3 protein-coding genes are annotated in these 1537 nt (G+C 49.8%); 1 reads left to right on the top strand and 2 read right to left on the bottom strand.

The window, feature by feature from the left end; translation table 11 throughout:
- The first annotated feature begins 108 nt into the window (after window positions 1-108).
- Window positions 109-720, top strand: a complete 612-nt coding sequence (gene cobO, locus IQ219_RS19530; protein WP_194073715.1) for a cob(I)yrinic acid a,c-diamide adenosyltransferase — start codon at window positions 109-111, stop codon at window positions 718-720.
- Between the two features lie 83 nt (window positions 721-803).
- Here cobO and IQ219_RS19535 read toward each other — a convergent pair whose 3' ends face one another.
- Both IQ219_RS19535 and IQ219_RS19540 read right to left on the bottom strand, forming a co-directional pair.
- The gene (locus tag IQ219_RS19535; RefSeq protein WP_194021408.1) at window positions 804-1019 is read right to left on the bottom strand and encodes a hypothetical protein; all 216 of its coding nucleotides are present in this window, start codon (window positions 1017-1019) and stop codon (window positions 804-806) included.
- Window positions 1020-1122: 103 nt separating this feature from the next.
- On the bottom strand, window positions 1123-1537 hold a 415-nt coding region (locus IQ219_RS19540; protein ID WP_194073716.1), incomplete at its 5' end, for a SpoIID/LytB domain-containing protein.

Consider the following 1537-nt stretch of genomic DNA (forward strand, 5'->3'; position numbering starts at 1 on the left):
TATTATTATCGTAAATAAAAATGGGGATCATCGCAGTTTTCACAACAAACTCTTAACATTTGTCCCCTGCAAGAGTTACAATTTTTGCAGAAATTCTTAACAGTTACCATGGCCAATTCCCTGTCCGATGAGCAGTACAAAATTAAGATGCAAAAGCGCAAAGCTTTACAGGATGAGCGCATTGCGGCGGCCAAGGCAGAGAAGGGTCTGGTAATTGTTCACACTGGCAACGGCAAGGGCAAAACCACTGCTGCCCTGGGGATGGTGTTGCGATCCCTGGGCCATGGTTATCAGGTGGCCATTATTCAGTTCATCAAAGGGGCTTGGGAACCGGCCGAAAAGGCGGCCTTTGCTCCTTGGCAAGACCAATTAACTTTTTTGGCCCTGGGGGAAGGTTTTACGTGGGAAACCCAAGACCGGCAGCGGGACCAGGCGATCGCCCATGCAGCGTGGCAAAAAGCGCTGGAGTATATCCGCAATCCTGATTACCAGCTAGTCCTACTGGATGAGGTAAATGTGGCGTTAAAACTGGGCTATCTGGACGTGGAGACTGTACTAGCGGGACTAGCAGAAAAGCCGGAATCTCATCACGTTATTTTGACAGGCCGGGGAGCACCCCAGCCATTGATAGACCGGGCCGATTTAGTCACAGAAATGACCCTGATCAAGCACCCTTTCCGGGAGCAAAATGTTAAGGCTCAACCAGGCATTGAGTTTTAGTCACTATACGGAAAGGATATGCCCTAAACCCTTGGCAAGGCTTGTGGGGAAAGGGTTTGGCTAGAAGATCAGTATAATTACAATTAGCTCAATTCCTCGGTGGAACGACTGAGCATGGTTTCTTCCACATGTTTTTCCTGTTGTCGTTCTTCGGCTAACAATTCCCTGGCTTTCTCGTCCAAGTCTTCTGCTACGGTCAATTCTGTTTCTGCCGCCCGAGCCGCCATGTTTTCCTGCAATTGATTTTCGTTCTGACGATCCCTGGCCAGCAGTTCCCTGGCTTTATCTTGGGTACTCATGGTTTTATTTCCGGTGAAAAGGAGTTTGCTTTAGTTAACTGGTAACTTCTTATACTTTATCGAAAAACTGGGGAAGGCCGGGCAAGCAATCAGCCAAAACGACTCAATTTTTTAACACTACCCGGGCCACTTCCACCCCAGGATAGTAACGGCTGAGAATTTGCTGATAGTTGTAACCCTGACGAGCTAAGTCGTAGGCTCCATACTGACTCATGCCCTTACCTTTATGCACCCGGGCCACAATTTCATCCGTGGATGCGTAGAGGGATTCCACCACTCCCCCGTTATGGCTCAACACCTGCCCCAGGGTGGAAGTAACGGCATTATGGGAAGGGCCTTGTTCACTACCGATGCCTTTGTACACTTGCCACCGTTGGGTATCCCCTAGGTCAAACCATTGGCTAGCGGGCCGCACCATATGGACTAAGGCATAGGAACGGGCGGCGATCGCCTGGGCTTTGAGGGCTTCGGTGGGGGCAGTGGAGTGCATTTCGCTACCGACCACACTGGTTAAATAA

The sequence above is a fragment of the Synechocystis sp. LEGE 06083 genome, from assembly GCF_015207725.1.
Taxonomy (GTDB): domain Bacteria; phylum Cyanobacteriota; class Cyanobacteriia; order Cyanobacteriales; family Microcystaceae; genus Synechocystis; species Synechocystis salina.